Source organism: Endozoicomonas sp. ALD040, from assembly GCF_049275945.1.
GTDB lineage: Bacteria > Pseudomonadota > Gammaproteobacteria > Pseudomonadales > Endozoicomonadaceae > Endozoicomonas_A.
On the sequence record NZ_CP184829.1, the window covers coordinates 4,717,323 to 4,736,121 of the forward strand.

Consider the following 18,799-nt stretch of genomic DNA (forward strand, 5'->3'; position numbering starts at 1 on the left):
GGTGTCAAGTTAAAAGGCAAAGTGAAAAAAATGAGCTATTTTTAGTTTCTGATGTTAAAAACACATGGTGGTACATCATGAAAAGTATAAAGATTTTCTTGTCAATTTTTATAGCTTTTTCTATGTTTCCTAACTCAGGATTTGCAGATGGTAAAGAGAAATTAGAAGCCAGTATAAATGAATTCAAAATAGCTTTTACAGATAGATTGCATGGTTCACTTTCCTGGGGGATGCAGCATGATGCGGTTTCAATGCTGCATATTACTGATGAGATTGTTTCAGAACATGGCATTCGAAGTGAATTGATACCCTTTGTTTCAACCCTAAGTGAAGAATACGCCGCTAAAGGGGATGTTCTTTCACTACTCATATTGGCAACATTGTGTTTGCATTATGTTCCAAATGAGAGCCGTGAGTTGATTTTAAGATATGTTATGATACTCCAGTCTGCAGTTTTTTATGAAATGAAAGGAACAGTTAAAAAAGAACTTATTTTTGAAATGATACAAGAATTTTTCGGAACTATGAAACCCGAAAAACAAAGTATGTTTGTTGAAGAATCGCGAACCGTATTTAGTTCAATTTCTCAGGGTCATTATGCTGGGAAGTTGTTCTCGAATCAGTCAGGGGCACATTTATTAACTTTTTTACCCACCCCTTTGTTGTTAGCAGAGGCACTGATTTCTACCTGGACAATCAAGCGAGGAGTAAGTAGATAGTAAAGCGAAAAAATTGGATGGCCAGAGGTTTCTGGTATTTATCTAAAGCGTCCGATAATAGCTTCTTTACACCGGCGGTTCACAATGGTTGGTGATAGAATCATAATTAATAGCTACTTTAAGATAATCGAGAATCGTTTTTTTGAGCAGAAGCTTAAACATCGAAAGGTTAGAGCGTTGAGGTTTTTATGTTCCGTAAATATAAGATAAGTCTGATCTTGAGCTTATGTGGCATAGGCTGCTTAGTCGTCTACTACTCTGTCGGTGCATACGTAAATCACAACGGAATACTAACCGAGTCATTCGGTTTTCTCCCATTGTTCTGGATTTTTCAACTGTTGGCTTTGGTGGCGTTTGCTATCAGCTTTTTTAAGCCAGAATGAGCTAAAAATAAATAATTGTCATAAGTACCTAACCTTGCGAAAAAAAAATGCCTCTCATTACTTTAGGTACTTGTCATTTCTTCTCAAAGTAATATTTTTCAATAATGGAAATGGTTATGTTGCTCGGCATAAGTATCGAGAAAACCATCAATAGCTAACGATTTTGTCAATAAGACTTTTTTCCATCGATTGTCATCAGGTAGGTAATATTGAGTATATAAATAACTCTTTATTGAGTATGCTTCAAGCCCTAACATTAAGCCTATAAGAAGAGAGCTGCCAAAATAATCACCGAATGTTTGATATCGCTTCCAGAAACCGTAACCTTCTCGCATGCGAGCAAGTCCGGAAATGGTCCAGAGGACAGGAAAAGATGTCATTCCTATTATTGCAGTTCCTTCACCGCGAGGGAAGCTATAATACTCGATTGTTCTGTAATTCGAAAAATTATTCTGTAGATTGTTTTTGAAAATTTCTCCAGCGGAAATAACTCCATGCCGAGCCAGCTTATCTGAAAAAGCATACAGTGCTGTAGATATATCTGTATTAATTTCACTGGGTGATGCAAATATATGTGACACCCATCGTTTAATAACGGGAGATTTATACTTTTCAGTTTTAATATCGATTACTGTATTTTTCCGTAAAACTAACTCAATATTATCAGCCGCTAAAGTTGTGGTAGGATAAAATGAGAGGCCATAGGGTTTAAGATAATCGATTACTTTAGTGGAAGTGATTGGGCCAAAGATATTAATTCCTTTTATCTCGGATAAACTCACTTTTCTCTTTTCGGTATTATGGTTGATTCGTTTTTTTAGCTCATTTATATCAACAGTGTCAGTGCAAAAATGAAATGCGGAATACCCGTTTAACTCCAGGCTATCCATATAATGTTGAATCGCACTATTATAGTTTTTACAATAATTTTCATGAAAAACCATTACGTAAGTTGGTCGTAGCGCAGAGGCATCTGCACTAAGTAAAAAAGAAAATAAGTATAATAAAACTATTATTCTGAGCAACATAGCTTTCATCTCCATACTGTGTATATAGTATTAGACATTAAAAAGATGAAATGGTTTCAAACTACCAGAGATCGTGAAACGGCAGCATTGGAGTCAGGCGCTCATGCGACGAAAAGGGGAAATAGGAAGGAGGAAGTAAGGGGAAATAGGACATCCATTAAATGCTTCTAAATCAGGAAGTAAGGGGAAATAGGACATCCATTAAATGCTTCTAAATCAGCAAGGACTTCACATGAAAATCATTATTCTCATTGCCTACGAAGGAAAGATCTTCTTGCTATGCACAAATGTACGTATGCCACTTTTATCTTTACGAACTGCTTTAGCTGTTTCTGCCGGTTTAGGGTGTTGTAGCTCTGGCGCCGGAATGCCAGCGCGGTGTCCTTCTATAGTGTCTATTTTTTCACAAGGGCTTATGAACACCACTCAGAAAAAAACTCTCAACAAAATTACTGATATTAAGGCACTTCCTGTACCAGAGAATTACTTTCATACTGGGTCGTACAGCACTTCGTCAGGTCTGACATGGACATGCACATCAAACCACTTATACGCCTCTTTGTCGGTAATCGATTCATCAATCCTCTCCACCAGCTTGTGATGATAACTAACGGTGATACGTTCAATAATCAGTCCAAGATCCCGTGCAACATTAACCGTACTCTTTCCGTTTACCGTTGTTTCCAGAAAGGCTGTCTTGAAAGCGTCCGAGCCGTAATCTTTTTTGTGCTCTAACAGGATCTCTATGGTTTTCTGATTCGTAATCATTTCCCGGTCAATGATCTCCGGCAGTTCCAGAAGCCATCCGAAACTGTCGAAACTCAACTTAAACTGACGGGCAATCACATTGCTCATATAGAAGTCTCTGGGTTTGATAGCCCCGGATTTGCGGTTATCTGAAAATGCCCAGCGGCTTTGGGTAAACTCGTTTTTAAACATGTATTGCGCAAAAGGTTCGCCCGGTTGATTGCTGCCTTTAGTGATCGCCTCATCGAGGACGGTTATTTTGGTTGTGGTCAGCTTATCGAGTTTTTCAAATTCAGAAGCATATTGCTTCTCCAGCTCCATCAGCCGATTTCGGATCTGCCGGTCCCGCTGGATTCGGTTTCGGAAATTTAAAAGGGTCTTAAATTCAGTGCTTAAAGTGTTCTTAACCTCCGGCTTCCAGAACGACTTGCCTTTAGCCGTGGGTAGCAGGGCCGCAAACTGTTGTTCAAGCACTCGGCGCAGTTTCGGCTGATGGCATTCATCCTGCTCTGCCAAACGGACAATCCGCCCTTCCGCTGTCATGCCAAGCTTGTTCAGTGGCTCTTTGCCGGAGCTGTCCTTCAGGTAGCGCTCTATTGCTCGAGTCGTTTCTTCAACCGATGTTACATGAGTTACAGTTGATTTCCCTGTATCGGGTAATAGAGGCGATTCAGGCAGTGAAGGTTCACTAGTGTTACGTACAGTGACGTCCCTGCCCATAATAGCACCGGTGGATGCTTCCTCTGATTTAGCTCGCTTAGGTTCTGGTGGAAATGGATTGAATGACTCATTTCTTTTATTGATACCGTCCATGAATTATTACTCCAAAGCCAATATTTACCTTTATCCAGTCAGGATTAAAGGTAGTAAGTTAGAATCAGATTTATAAAAGAAGTTCATAACAAGTTGTTAAGTGTAACTAACAAAGTTTTTGCCTCTCAGTACATGCATAATGGTGCCACTCAATGCTACGGATCTGAAAGACATTGCCTGAAAAGTGGCCTGACTTACCGTAGGTATAAAGCTCTCGAGTGGATCAGACCTCATTCTCACGCTGTGAAGACAATCACGGACGTTGTGTTATATGTAAAACCCGCTCTGGTTTAACTGCTTAAATACTGGATCAGATTGACAATAAAAAGTAACAGCGCAATCAACTGCCAGGTCAACACCGGATTTCGTTCTATCAGGGGCTGAAAGTCCCGGTTCCTGAATGAACGGTTCGGTTGTTTGAGATCTTGCAAAAACTCAGACAGGGCAGGGTATCGTTTAGCCGGGTCAGCAGCCACGGCTTTTGCCAGTGCCGAATCAATCCATGAAGGAATGGATGAGTCAGACAGGTTGGCGTGGCGGTATTGCATATGCTGATAATGTCTGACCCTGATACTGCTGCCTGAATGTTCCGGGTAGGGCAGTTTACCGGTCAGCAATTCATAGGCCATCACGCCAATGGCAAACTGATCCGCTCTTTCGTCGATAACCCCGTCCAGAAAGTATTCCGGCGCCGTATAGTTTTTGCTGCCCTGGGGTAAATCGCTGTGATGAGCCTGCTGATTTTCCAAATCCCCCGCGACTCTTGCTGATCCAAAATCAATCAGTTTCAGACGGCCTTTCTGGTCAAACATCAGATTTTCCGGCTTCAGATCCTGGTGCAGAATCTGAAGTCTGTGCAGCCCCCGAACAGCGGTGATCATCTGGGCGACAATATCCCTGACCTGAGTCAGAGTCGGTTTGGGGTTCTCCTGCATCCAGCTGCGCAGGGTCTGACCTTTTATGTATTCACAGGTATGGTAAAGAAATTTCCGACCTGGCCTGGGGGCCATGATTGCCATAATAGAAGGATGTTTTACTCTGCGACCAATCCATTCTTCACGCATAAAACCTTCGAGGTAATCGGGGTCATCTTCATAGTTGATAGAAGGGGTTTTGATGACCACATGATGGGCAGCGACTTCCTCAGGCCCAATATCTTCTGCGAGATAAAGCTGGCTGCGTTTGCTGGCGTGAAGTTCTTCAAGAATACGATAGCCGTCGAGTATCTGACCAGGGTAGAGATCTGGTGGCAATCTCAGTTGGGAAAGCCTTTCCAGGTTTTCACCAGCATCTCCGGCAGGGACTTCATCAATGCGACCGATGACGCAGGTCAGGTTGTCATGGCTGCCGTTCTTTAATGCCAGGTCCACCAGATGTTGTGCCACTTCATCCAGTGATCTTTGATCGGAAAAGCACTTTTTGAGGGCATCCTGTGAGAGAAAATCATGAATGCCATCGGTGGTCAGTAGCAGTATGTCTCCGACATCCAAAGCTTCTGATCTGTAATCCACTTCGACATCAGGCGCCATGCCCAGTGCCCGACCTAAATACTGTCGTCCACCCAGAGTGGCAGTATGATCCCGGGTCAGACATTCCAGCTCATTATTTCTTATCCGCCAGGCTCTGGAGTCACCGGTATGCACCAGATGCAATGTCGCTGACTTCAGAATCATGGCGGTAAAAGTGGTACACCAGCTGCCCTTATCCATGGGGTCCGTATGACCCTGCTGATAAAGCCAGCGGTTCAATGCGCTGAGAATCCTGGCGGCCGAATAACGGGCCGTCCAGGAATCCGGGGTACTGTAATAATCAGAGGTAAAGCTGGAGATAGAGGTATGGCTGGCCCGACGGGCTTCACTACAGGCGCTGACGCCGTCGGCCAGAGCCAGAACAGCACCTTTGTTATGCATTACATGGGTGTTTGCTGGCACCTCCGCCACCCAGGCGTCCTGATTTTCTTCCTTGACGCCGGCACTGCTGGCACCGGCTGTGGTCATTTTTAACGGCTTCATATTCTTCTTTTCTGTTTCCCGGCGCCTAGAAAACCATTGCTGGCAGGTGCTGTCAAATGCAATAACAATAGAAGTGCTGTGGTCTTGCATTAACATTGACCTACATGGTTTCTCGGAAGGTTTCTTTCTGATAACGCAGCAGGGGTGACAGGAAGTATTCCAGTAAACGACGCTGGCTAACAATAACGTCAGCGGTGACTATCATCCCAGGCTGTAATCTGATCCTGAGATTTTCCACCTGAAACCAGTCTTTTTCCAGATCAATATAGATTTGGAAAACCCAGCCCTTTTGTTCATCGTTAATTGCGTCGCTGGATACTCTTCGGACATGACCGTCCAGATAGCCATAGCGGGTGTAGGGAAAGGTTTCGACTTTTACCTGTACTTTTTGCTCGGGCCTGACCCAGCGAATGTCTTTATTAAGAATGATGGCTTCAACGATCAGCAGCATATTGGTGGGCACAATCACCATAACAGGCTGGCCCGGCTGAACCACATCCCCGGAGGAGTGGGTCTGAATTTGCTGGACAATGCCATCGATGGGTGCGATTAATATCTGGTTTTTTTCTCGCTGGTTCGCCTTTTGCCCCGTCTTGTCTGCACGATCCAGTTGTTCGATCGCTCCCAGATACTCCTTAACATGGTTCGAGATAAAAGATTCACGCTTTTGTTGTCGTTCGGCCAATAAAGCCTGATATCGCGCTTCGTGTTCCTTATGGCGCAGCACCATGACTTTCAGTTGCTGAGTGGTGTCAATCTGTTTTTCCCGTCGTGTCAGCCAGTCCACTTCGGACATCATTTTTTTCTGATAGAGGCCTTGGGTAATGGTGGCCAGCTTGTCATGAATAGGGTGTAGAAGCCGAAGACGTTCAATTTCTTCGGTATCAACCAGCAGGGTCGTAGACAACTCATCAATGGTTTTTGCTATAGCTTTATCCGCCGAAAGAAAAGCATCCAGCTCACTGGTCAGGTTGCTGTTTTCTGTCGACCATCGCTGTTCGTCAGGGGGGACCTCAAAAACCAGCTGTGCAAGGGCTGCTTCCTGTTCCAGATTAACGGAAACCGGCTGGTTAAGGTCCGGGGTGTTGACCATCCTGAGCAGGGTTTTTTCTCTAAGGGCAGACAACTGGGCACTGGTAATTTCACGGGCGGTTTGCAGGGTATTATTTTCTGAGTCAGTGGGGTTGGGGATCAGTTCAATAAGTTTGTCACCCTTTTTGACCCGACTACCCTCATCGACAAAAATGGTGCTGACTCTGGCCACCTGTATGGGACTGATTTTTTTTGAGTACCCGTCGGGGATAACACGCCCTTCCGCTTCTACGACGACATCAAGATTACCAAACCATGCCCAGACCAGAGCAATCACCAGTAACAGGCAGATACCGAGGGTTAAGACGTGCTTAAGGGGGGAAGCGGGGGTCTCCAGGATTTCTACCGCAGCGGGCAGGAACTCGTTTTCTTCTTTGGGACGAAAAGCAGAGAAGAGACGCTTGAGCTGTTTAATCATCTTGGTTACCTGACTGGATGTTCCACAATCTTGTGTAGTAACCGTTCATATCGATCAGGCTATGGTGGGTGCCGTCTTCGGTAATCCTGCCATCTTTCATGACAATAATCCGGTCACAATGTCGGATGGTTGAAAGTCGGTGGGCAATGGTGATCACCGTTCGGTCTTCGGAAATGGCGTCCATATTTTGTTGCAGCACATGTTCGGACTCGTAGTCCAGTGCTGAGGTTGCCTCATCGAAAATAAGAATTTTTGGATTGCTGGTCAGTGCCCTGGCAATGGCAATTCGTTGTCTCTGTCCACCGGACAGTCCTGTACCACGCTCACCCAGCTCGGTGTCGTAGCCCCGGGCCATACGGGTGATGAATTCATGGGCACCTGCCAGTTTGGCAGCACCAATCACAGCTTCCATAGGTAGCAGGGGGTCTGAATGGGCAATGTTCTCCCGGATGGTACCGTTGAACAGTGTGTTCTCCTGAAGCACAACGCTGATTTGCCGCCGCAACCAGGAGGGGTCAAGAAGCGCAATGTCGTTGTCGTCTATTAATACTTTCCCGGTGTTTGGCACATACAGACGCAGCAGCAGTTTTGCCAGGGTCGACTTACCGGAGCCGGACTCGCCAACAATGCCGATAGTTTGTCCGGCAGGAATTATCAGGGAGATGTCGCTCAGGGTATTCTGCAGTTCGCAGCTGTAGCTGAAATTGACCCGCTCCATCTGGATATGACCCTGCAATGCCTCTATGGGTGGTTTATCCAGACTCTGCTGTGGCTCCTGGGGGGTGTTCAGAACATCACCCAAGCGGGCAATGGATATCCGGAACTGCTGGAACTCCTGCCAGAGTTGGGAAAGCCTCAGGATCGGCTGGGCGACTTGACCTGAAAGCATATTGAAAGCAATCAGCTCACCAATGGTCAGTTGACCGCTAATGACCTCTTTGGCGCCAATCCACAACAGGGCTACGGTGACAATTTTGTTAATCAGCTCCACCAGGTTGCTGCCAACTGTGCCCAGTACGCTGCTGTTGAAGCTGGCTTTGGCATAACTCGACAGGTAACGCTCCCAGCGGGACTGCATTCTTGGTTCAACAGCAGTTGACTTCAGGGTTTCCATGCCGGTAACTGCTTCAGTCAGGAAGGCCTGATTGATGGCACTGCGCTCAAACAGTTCCTTGGCGCGATTGTGCAGGCTAGGGCTGATCAGTACGGAAAGCAGAACGTAAAAAGGGATGGAAGCCAATACGACCCAGGTGAGTGTGGATGAGTAGAAGTACATGGCGATAAACAAAACAATGGTGAAAAACAGATCCAGTATCAGAGTCATGGCATTGTTGGTAAGAAATGCCCGAATGTTCTCCAGCTCCCGAACCCGGGCCACCACCTGACCCACAGGCCGGGCACTGAAATAGGCAATGGGGATTTTCAACAGGTGCTCGAACAGTCGGCTGCCCAGCTCTACATCCACCCGGCAGCTGGTGTGGGAGAACAGATACATCCGCAAGGTGCTCAGCGCCACTTCAAACAGTGACATGGCCAGCAGGGCAATGGCAATAACATTCAGGGTGGATATGGCCTGGTGCACCAGCACTGTATCCATAACAACTTGAAAACAGATCGGGGTAATCAGGGCGAACAGTTGCAGGAAAAATGAGGCAAGAACCACTTCGCCCAATACCCGGCGGTATTTGATCACCACCGGAATAAACCAGCTGATGCCAAAGCGTTTCATGGTGTGGGCCAAATCAAACCGTCGGGTCATCCAAAGGGCGCTGCCATCCCAGCTTTTCCAGAGTTCTGCCAGTTTCAGAATACATGGCTGCTGACCAAAAAATTGCACCATCGCGGTCTGCTTATCTGTATCGATATTGGCAATGATAAAAAACTGGTGATCTTTTCCCTGGGCGATAAAGGGAAGAGGGGCTTTATGTAGGTTGTTTTTAATTCTGACCTTCCGGGCCTTCATGCCAAGGCGCCGGGATAACCTGACAAGTTCCCGTATGTCGATACTGACGTCTTTGCCGGATAACTCATGAATCAGCGAGTTGATGTCGACGTTTTTTTCATGGAATTTCAGCAGCAGAGCGAGTGCACTTGCTGCCGAGTGCGTGTTGGGTTGATCCATTGTGTACTGCCTGCAATGTTTTTTTGTGCAAACGAACTATGTGCAAACCAGCTTTGTGTAAACAAACAAAGCCTGAAAAAAAATTATTTTTAAGGTCATTTCTGTAGGTTAGTTCCCATCAAAAAACACAATCTATTGAAAACCTTGATTATTGAAACCTTGGAAATTGATCTTGCAAAATAAATAAAGCCCTTCTGCTTTTTTCAGCCATCACCCAATATCAATAAACATCAGGGAATGCTGAAACAGAGGGCTTCAAATGCGTAAAAAACGCAACACGCAGTGTAGTATGGAACTCCGCCATGTTCCTCACAGAATTTGCACACAAACTTCCGGACTATCGTAATGACTTGATCAGCCTGTTTACTCAACCCCGATTTATCAACGTCAAATTTAGCGGAGTCGTCAGGTTTTGTGTCATTCCCTGGCTTGCCGATGTAATAAACGACGGGCTCTCGCTACTGTGATTGCCTGATAGGGCACTGAGGTCCTGAACAAGTCGCTGGTAGTGCTGGTACAGTTCCGTATCATTCAGGCTTGTCCCTAATGGCCGCTCGCTCTCTGATTCAATGTCGCCTTTCTCACCTCCGGCCAGGCTGCACAGGTAATTCACCAGCCGTTGCCCTCTGCGAATGATTTTGTTCAGAAAGGTCACGGCTTCATTCTCTCCCCCGTCACTGTCGTCCATGGCTGACGTACTGTCATTTCTGTTGATCATAGCCATAGGGTTCAGGCTGACTTGTCCACCTTTAAAGTGCAGGCTGGCCAGCACGTCCGGTTTCACCAGTGCCAGTGTCTGGTTGTTGCGGGTATTGATGATCCTGAAGGTTTGGCTATCCAATGGCAGGGAGTGGTTGCTGTGGGTGAGGTTGCTCTGCGCCTGCGGGTTACACTGGCTGAACGCCACCTGTTCCGGGGTCAGGTCGGTAAAGAACAGTGCGGTGCTGTTATCACCCGACAAACGTCGTAAATCCGCCTTAGACCCCGACGACAGTAGAACATAATGCTTGCCACGGCTGTCGATTGTGCGGGCTGGCCTGCACGCCCGCAGGTCATAGACGTCATTGCCAACACCGCCGACCAGCGGGCGGGTCCAGTCGAGAATGGCCTGCCAAAGGCTGCTGTTGCCGGGCGTATCCAGCCTCCGGTTGTCACACTGGTCGCCCCGGTTTGCCAGCACTTCTGGTCGTGGGGCGGTGTTTCCTGAGGTTCCCAGCAGCAGCAGGTCATGACCGCCCCATCCACGGAGTGACCACTGTCGGGCGTCGGCGCCAAGGTACAGAATATTACTGCGGCTATTGCCCCAGAGTCTCGCTGTCCTGTTACCGATGGCGGACGAGCTGATCACGGAGGGTAGAAACGGCCATGACTGGTAACCGCTGTCGGGTTTCGGCCCGCTCACCTGAACACTGCCCGGCTCCCAGCCCCACTGTCCTGTGCCAGTAATAAACACCTGACGTCTGACGTATGTGGCGTTCAGGGGTTCCACTGTCAGTTTAATCCCGTCCATCGCCTGGTAGGTGACGATTTTTACGGGTTGGTCCTGCTGGATGTACAGGGGGTTGCTGGCTGTGGCGTTGATGAATCGGAGGCGTTCCTTCCTGACGAGGCTGCTCACCGTGAGTGGCAGGACGACCCCCTGACCTGAGTCCGTCACCCGTGCTGCAAGGTCGGATAATGACAGCTCAAGGTCATTGAACACCAGCGTTGTGGGTTGCAGGAACTGGTCGTGCTGTCTGGCCCAGACCTGCTGAATCTCGATCTCGGCATCGCCGGTGGTAAACCGGTTGGACAGCACCAGGTTCTGACCCCGGCGCCAGGCAAGGAAGAGGAAGGCCGATACATTCAGTTCAATGCGGGTTTGTGCCCTGTCGTGCTTGGTGATGCTTTCTTCAGCCAGGCCGGGATGGATGAGGATTCGGGCAAAAAATGACAAGTCTGTCTCATCCAGTTTAATCACGTCGGACCCACCCTGGCCCTCCACCATGATCCCGAACCGCTGTCGGGTACCGTTCCGGACAAAGGCCACCTGATGCTCTTGCTCTTGGTAGTAAGTGTCCAGCCGCAACGTTTCCAGTTTGATCTTGTCGGCTCCGGGGGTTCCTGACAGCAGCAGACCCTCGGCCATCACAGCTACCCCATTAAAAGTACCCAGGGACTGGTAACCTCTGAGGTTAACCCGGTACAGCGTTTGCTGATCCTTACTATAAACGACCGTAGCTGCTGAATGACGGAACCAGTACCAGTGATGGTCTTTCATGATGGCCGAAGTTTGCCCAATCAGTTGCTGAACACTGTGCCCCTTGTCAGGCAGGCCGAACAACAGTCTCTGTTGTGCGGGAAATCGGCCCCGGTAATCTATCCAGGCTGTCTGGGTTGGGAGATAGCCAGGGCGCAGCCTGAGGTCGATCAGTCCGGTGTCGATCCGCTCTCGAATGTCTCGTGGCAGGGATCTCATGCCATGGTTGAAATCCTGCCGGGTCCTGAACATTCGGCTGTTGGAAGCTTTCCTGGGCCCCATCCGGCTGAGGTCGAGGGCCACCAGGGCCAGACGCTCCCGGTTGGCCAGGTATTGGGCCTGCTGCGTTTGGACCCGCCATGCCTGAGCACTGGCTTGCCACTGGTAACTGCCTCGCAATTGGGTGTCATAGGGCAGATAGGGCAGGGTGTAACTGCAGGGACCGGAGATCAGGGTGTTGAACTCGTTGGGCACCCCGGTCAGCGGAACGGCGGCAGCCTTGCCACAAAAGGGATGGCCTTTGGCGCCCTGGTCAGGCTGGGGGAAAAACTCGAAAGCCTCCTGTTTGCGGGTGTCTGAAAGGGCGAGCAGCTGGCCATCGTCGTTCACCATGACCTTAAACCGGTCTCGGGTGTTGGCCGCCAGCAGGGTATCATGGCCTGGGAAGTACCAGCAGTCCAACTGTCTGATCGCGCTTAGCAGGGGGTGGTCGGTCATCGGGGTGATCGGTCTCAGCGGCACCAGTCCCACCGTTGCCGAAAACTGCTTCCGGGCCTCTGCCACCAAGGTGCGCAACTGTTCCTTAAGCCCACCGATGAATGCCCGGGCACTGGCGGTGGTCCAGGCTGTGCCGGGGTGTCTCAGGGTTACTTTGGTGAAGACCTGGTTGACTATCTGGCCCAGGTTCAGGCTGTCCATCACCACGCCGGATTGGGGGGTGAACTGGCGCACACTCAGGGTCTCGTTCGACTTGGCGACAGTCTGCCCGGTGGCCTTGACTTCCCAGTGCTCAAAGGGTCCTGACTCCACTGACAGGTTTTCGCTGACCACCCGGGTGTTGTCCCAGGCTTGGTCTGGTATCCACAGCCGATAGCCACTGAGGGTATCAGCCAAAAGGCCGCCGGAGCGCGCCTGCACACGGGCAAAGATCCGGTTGTCGGCCATCTGTGCCGGGGACCGGCGCTCGCCCGCCGGGCGGATCACCTGGAAACCGGAGCTCAGGCGCTGGACGCTCTTGGTATTTTTGACGACAGTGGTTATGTAATACAGATTGCCGGAATGCTGGCTGAACAAAAGGTAGTAAACAGTCCGGCCCTGCACCACCTTGCGCACCGGCAGGTGCTCCTCGCGCAGTGTCTTCTGGACTGGCTCATTGATCTGCCGGAAGCGGCTGCCGTCGTCCTTATTGATCAGCAGGCCGCCATCCAACAGGCTGCTCAGGAAAGCAATATAGGTTCGGGTGGCACCGTCATAAAAGCCGGTCCCAAGTATACTTGGACTGTCGTATTTATTGACCATCCGCAAGGGAATCAGCTCCTCGTCAGATGTCGTTGTGTCGGGTGTCGCTGCAGGTGGGGTAGGAGGTACGCTGAGCTGCCCATCCAGTGTTTCTGCCGCAATAACCTGGTGAGCCAGCTGACCGGCCGGGCTGGCCGTCAACAGGTAATAATAGGGGGCATCAAACACCAGCAATTGTGACTCATCTTTGTTCGGCACTGTCTTTGATACGTGGTTACCAAACAAGGCGCCATGTTTGCTGACCTCAAGCTCATGGAAGTGGCTGATGTCCCGGTTCAGGACTCCGGTGGTCTGTAGTAACACCTGGCCGTTGGCGGAGTCAAAAAAATAGTAGCCAGTGTCCGGGCCTCCCTGGAGTGGTTCTACCTGGTCATCGGAGGGAGCAACGAGCGGGATTACCGTGCTGTGGTGGGTATCGTACCAGAGCCGGATCCGGTCTAACTGATCCCAGTCCGCTTCTGCCAGTCCCAGCTTGTCAGGGAAGCAGCGGTAAGGTTTTTTAAGATACTCATTGACCTGTCGGTCACAGTCCTGCTTATGTTGCAGCCAGGCCGGGTTCTGCTCGACTCGCGGGGGCGGATCAGCTTTCATGGGTAACGGGTCAATGGCACCGGCCATCGCCCACAGCTTCGGTTTTTTGGGCACAAACCCGGATGTGAGCCACTGTTCCGGCGCTACGGCCATACAGCGTGCGCGGATCCGGGGTGAGGCGTCGCAGTCTTTCAGCTCCAGCGGCAGGAAACGGCTGGCCCCGGTGTAGTTGATCATTATTCCTTCCAGCTTGATGGCCCTTAACGAACTGTGATTCAGTTCGCCAGTGTCGTACAAGCGATGAATCACTTTGCGGTCCGGCAGCCACTCAAACTGGGTGTTGGGATCCTGAGCTATCACTCTATAGGGGGCGTCTGGCGTCGGGTTAGGAAACTGGAAGCGGGTCTCACCCAGTGTGAGGGTCCAGGTTTGGTTGTCAGTCGGCCCGGATGAACAGCGTTCCACCCCTCCACCCCATCCGTTAATGCAGGCATAGGGGAGCCGCCCGTCGTAGTTCAACACCCAGGTAGAGGTCTGCCCCCGGGGGTGAACGCGGATGAGGTGGTTACCGTTGGACATCAGGACGTAGGTCTTGCCGGCCCCTTCAGCAGGACTATACAGGTCATAACCCAGCAGTCTGGAAAATTCGTCTGAGACCTGACGAAAAACGACGAGGTGATTGTGGCTATCGAGATACAGACTGCTGGTTGACGGACGGAACTTCAAACCGTCGGTACTGGTGAGCATCTGGCCAAGGTATTTATGGTCGTAGCTGAAATGGTCGGACCTGACATAAGTGGAGCCACGCCGCTCAAGCTCGGTATACCGGATGTCTTTCACTATTTTGTGGTAAAGCCATTTCAGCTTGCTGTCGCTGACGGCATCCAGAAGCTTCAAACCGGGGGAGCTGCTGTCCAGCGCACTCCTTGAAAGGATATTTTCTAAGGGGGTGTAGCGGAGCTTGACCTTCCACGGGGGTACGGAAGGCATTAAGATGATCATTTTACCGGTCATCTGCCGCAGGTTGTGGAATACCCCGTCTGAGCATTGATACCCGGTTAAACGCGACTCCGTCCTGCATAATGTCGTCAGGGCATCGTTGATCAGGTTAAAGGTGTCAGGAGAGTATTCGATCCGGTTAATGTCGCTGGCGCAGTATGGTTTGAAATAGTTAAGTATAACGGATTCGTCCTTACATGGTTTCCAGTCGTCTTTTTTTCCGGCGATTAAGGTTGTCTGGAATGAATAGCCGCCACCGTAGGTCAGGGTCTGTTTCGCCAGGTTGATGGACTGGATGTTCAAGGTCAGGAGATTTTTGCCATCCCCGCTCATCAACGCATTGAGGGTCTGGTTGTTGGCCAGGAAGCTTTCGGGGTCTAGTTGGGCGTGAATCAGGTCAAAGATCTGTGTAGTCTTGGTCGGAGCGTCCCGCAATCCTTTAGAGGCCAGCTCCTCTAACTGTTCCTTATAATAGCCATTAAAAACTTCCCTGACATGGTGCATGAAACTGTCAATGAAGACCCCGTACCGCCCGGTAAACTCAGAAGTGGTGGAATTTGCCGTATCCACCGACTCGAAGATCACCCTGGATTTCATGAGTTTGTTGACTTCCGGGTCCTGTTCCTTCTCGTACTCATTGACGGTCAGGTTGAGACTGGCTAAGGGCACTCCGCTACCCAGCAAGGGCATAAAACGACCAGCTTTTTTCAGACCTCCAGCGGAGGTTTTTTTCCCTTTGACTCGGAACCCTTGATGATCTGGCCCCTGGAGAAAGCTGCGGAAGCGTTCAAAGGCTCCGGACGTAAACCGGATGTTTTTTCGGGCCTGTGTATCGGGTTCCAAAAAGTCCATGCGCCAGCCCCGGCCACGCCTGTGGAGGGTATCCAGTCGGGGGACCATGCTGTCGGGGAGTGAGTGCCCGGCTTTAACGTCCCTCAGGGCGGTGTCGAACTCCAGCAGACGCTGCCTGAATTCGCCCCGCTCACTGGCCACACCTGAGAGACTGTCTTCAGTCCGGGGTTGCACCGGAACCGAAGGGTGGCCGGGCGGCAAATAGTGGGGGGAGATTTTTGCATCCGATGGCCGGGGCGACATCAGCACAGTCGTTTCGCCAGGGAGCAGCCGGTACTCCGGTTGCCGGGTGGCCGGGGAGCGTAGCACAAGGGTTTCAATCGCCGGGCGGTCCTTTGGCATCAGGCGCTCGATATCCTTCACCAGTCGTTTGAAGACATGGGCACTACGACTTCTGGGCTCGATAATCAGTTCGCCCACCAGGGGTTTGCCGTCGGTGGGCGAACGGGTCATAAAGGTTTTCAGGGCGTTCAGGGCCTTGATTCCGCGAGGCTGGCTGCTGCTGGCAAGATCACCGACGGTCAGGGTGGCGATGCGGCAGTCTGGGGTAAATTCGACCAGTGTCGTCAAAGCATGAGCGATGAGTCGAGCTGGTCGACCGAGGACAGTAACTTGGTTGCCCTCTCCTCCGGCGATGGCCGACTGAACCCGGCCAGCGGGTGTGAGCAGTACATAACTGGCAGAGGGGGTGGCTTTCAGCAACAGGGGCTGGCCACTCAGCGTCCCTTTCTTGATTTGCCTTTGGGCGAAATCAAACGAGGCGTCGTCCAGGGCAATGACAGAGTGAATGCCCCGTGTGTGAGCTAATGCGTCCTTGCCTTCCAGGCGACGAAACCGGGTGAAAAAATCCTGCAGCCAGCGCTCACCTTCGTTGGAGGTTTTCAGCAGGGCGATATCCGTTTTGTCGTTGTCGTCGCCAAGATAGAGTTGGGTATCGGAGCCGGAAAGTAAACGGAGGGCATTTGCCAGTTCTTTACGCCGGGTGACACAGCTGTTGGTATCGGCTGATCTTCGAGGCCTGTTACAAGGCCCCGGTAGCTCGACTGTGAGAAAATCGATGTTGTCGAAATCATTTTTGTATCTCCCGTTAAGTCTGGCGGCACCTTCTACTGTTAAAGGATCGACAGTGTGAATATCGTATGATTTTGCCTGTATCCGTCTTTTAAGGGTTTCGAAGGCCTTGACCTTCGCTTCTTCACTCTTGAATTTGTCCATTTCCCGCTCAAGCAGGTCGACTTCGTGAGCCTCGGGAAAACGTCTTTTGTAGCGTGCAAGCCATTCACTGTACGAGGAAGAATGCTCAGCCAGGTAGAGTGAGTCTGATAAACGATCAGTTTTTCTGTGATCCGGATTGACGAAAGCAACTTTTTTATTGCCATTATTTTCCCATAATCCATGAGAGATTGCGGCTTGGAAATTAAATTGTAATTTATAATCTCGAGCATCTTTTCTGGGATCGTTAAAGTCATCTCCCATCTCGTTATAGTGCTCACCTTCGAGTCTTTGAGAGGAAGAATGACCTTCGGGGTTGGCACCGATAAATGGAATTTTGTCTAAGGCTTTGATCGAATCTTCTTCTAAATTAACAAAAGACTCATCCTGGCTTAAGACATCAACAATCTTGCCTGTGGCTATGGTACCGGTGCACTCGCCTTCGGGTCTGGCATAAGTCAACTGACTTTCGGGGTCAATGGAGGCCAACCCGAACCTGGCTTTATATTTAATGGTATCGTCGTCGTTCAGGGTAAAAACAATACGGTTGAGTTCAGGATAGGGCGTATCTCTCGAGGTTGACGGCTTATCAGGATCACGACCAGTGGTTTGCTGAGGAGCACCTGCTGACATCGGCTCTCGAACCGCAACAGCTGAATGTGCACGGATACTCTCTTTGGCCAACTCCCTCAAAACTTCAGGGACAACATAATCTTTCTGTCTAATATCCAGTAAACCTTCAGAGCCCGGAATGTCTTGCGCAGAGTTGTCAAACAAGAACGTTATGTTTTGTACGGTGGTATGCCTGGGGATCACCATTCGCAGGACTGTTGATAGCTTTTCCACCAAGTACCTGGTGTAGAGAGGAGAAATTGCATTCAACTTGGTATCAAAGAAGTGAAGGTTTCCAGTAATGATGACTTTAGTGTCTTCGCCAATATTTGTGATCCGAGCACCTTTTATTGTTTCAAGTTTTTTTCTTTCCGTTGAATCGACATTAACAGCGTTGAACAAAACGCTGCTGTCTTCAGTGCGGTAGTTATCATAAACTTTACGACACTTTTTTAAAGAATCGATCATGTCGATCTGATTATCAGAAACATGAATCATTATTAGTTTTTCGTACGGCTTCTGCCGTACTATTACTGACTGGACAATATCCGGGGTATAGGGTTTTCTGTTATAGAAGGGATTGTTTGCTGAGAAGTCATCAGTTAGCTTGATTGTCGGTTTTATTTTTATTTGGTAATTTTTTAATCTTTCAAAGGCCTGATAACCTAATTGGGCGATAAGCTGATAGTCATCCTTCCCGGGATCATATAAAAGATTAGTTGCCATGATTGCAACTTTATTGATGTCATCGCTGGAGACACTGATTGTTTTTTCTCTATAGAATTGATTCAAATACTCCTTTATCTTTGCTGTGAGTTCTTTTGTGTTTATTTTTGATTTTTTTAAACCTTCTACAGTGTTATGAATAAAACAGAGTTCATCGAGTTGTAGTATGATTACCGGGTTTTTTGTGCGAGATGTCACCATTATTGGTTTGAGTGAGTCATAAAGAGATCCATGGATAATGTTGTCTTCAAAATTTGCTTCTTTGCTAAAAAATAATTTATTACTGGTGTGGTCCGTTAGTTCGTATTCCTCAAGTTTATTGAATACATCCCCAATATTGCTTTGTTTTATGATGCTTTTGATTAGAGCGAATGCCTTTTTTGGCAGGTCTTTGTCGTATGTTTCAAAATAAGGGTCAGGGTCTGAAATAGTTCCATCTGCAAACATTTTTTCTAAAAGAGCACGTATCACAGCCCTTTCGATCTGCTTTTCCCTCCCATCACCTGCTGCCATCCCCGATATAGGGTTGAGCAAATTGCTACTTTTTTGAAAGAGTTCAGGATCCATTTTTGGTAGTAGTCCTTTATCAATATATGTTCCCCCAAGCTTGAAGTGATGATGCAGTCCTATAAATCTTTCGGTTATTAAAGTGTTGTCAAAGCCTAAAGTGTACCTGATAAATTTATCGGTCGGTCCGTCAAAATTATCCAGGCTTCTATGGATGAGAGCCTTACTGATAGATCTTTCAATTTGATCTAATATATGGTTGGTTTTAT

The 18,799-nt window shown here is 49.1% G+C and carries 8 protein-coding genes; 2 read left to right on the plus strand and 6 right to left on the minus strand.

From position 1 onward, the window contains the following. Positions 1 to 77: 77 nt before the first annotated feature. Both ACOJUN_RS17835 and ACOJUN_RS17840 read left to right on the plus strand, forming a co-directional pair. Positions 78 to 719 (plus strand): hypothetical protein, encoded by a 642-nt coding sequence (locus ACOJUN_RS17835; RefSeq protein ID WP_422133258.1) that lies wholly within the window; start codon positions 78 to 80, stop codon positions 717 to 719. Positions 720 to 907: 188 nt separating this feature from the next. Next, complete coding sequence (locus ACOJUN_RS17840; RefSeq protein ID WP_422133259.1) at positions 908 to 1,102, plus strand: DUF3955 domain-containing protein; 195 nt, start codon at positions 908 to 910, stop codon at positions 1,100 to 1,102. Positions 1,103 to 1,200: 98 nt separating this feature from the next. On the opposite strand, the gene ACOJUN_RS17845 is transcribed toward ACOJUN_RS17840, so the two are convergent. The 6 genes from ACOJUN_RS17845 to ACOJUN_RS17870 all read right to left on the minus strand — a co-directional run bounded on the left by ACOJUN_RS17845 (position 1,201) and on the right by ACOJUN_RS17870 (position 18,590). Continuing rightward, complete coding sequence (locus ACOJUN_RS17845; protein ID WP_422133260.1) at positions 1,201 to 2,130, minus strand: hypothetical protein; 930 nt, start codon at positions 2,128 to 2,130, stop codon at positions 1,201 to 1,203. 489 nt (positions 2,131 to 2,619) lie between these two features. Further along, complete coding sequence (locus ACOJUN_RS17850; RefSeq protein ID WP_422133261.1) at positions 2,620 to 3,690, minus strand: hypothetical protein; 1,071 nt, start codon at positions 3,688 to 3,690, stop codon at positions 2,620 to 2,622. Between the two features lie 290 nt (positions 3,691 to 3,980). Next, positions 3,981 to 5,702, minus strand: coding sequence for a protein kinase domain-containing protein (locus ACOJUN_RS17855; protein WP_422133262.1), 1,722 nt, complete (start codon positions 5,700 to 5,702; stop codon positions 3,981 to 3,983). 100 nt (positions 5,703 to 5,802) lie between these two features. Further along, positions 5,803 to 7,212 carry an HlyD family type I secretion periplasmic adaptor subunit gene (locus tag ACOJUN_RS17860; protein ID WP_422133263.1) on the minus strand — a complete coding sequence of 470 codons (1,410 nt, stop codon included), beginning with the start codon at positions 7,210 to 7,212 and terminating at the stop codon, positions 5,803 to 5,805. Next, positions 7,205 to 9,334, minus strand: a complete 2,130-nt coding sequence (locus ACOJUN_RS17865; protein ID WP_422133264.1) for a type I secretion system permease/ATPase — start codon at positions 9,332 to 9,334, stop codon at positions 7,205 to 7,207. Before ACOJUN_RS17865 ends, ACOJUN_RS17860 begins: the two co-directional genes overlap by 8 nt. A gap of 367 nt (positions 9,335 to 9,701) precedes the next feature. Next, complete coding sequence (locus ACOJUN_RS17870; protein ID WP_422133265.1) at positions 9,702 to 18,590, minus strand: hypothetical protein; 8,889 nt, start codon at positions 18,588 to 18,590, stop codon at positions 9,702 to 9,704. Positions 18,591 to 18,799 lie beyond the last annotated feature (209 nt).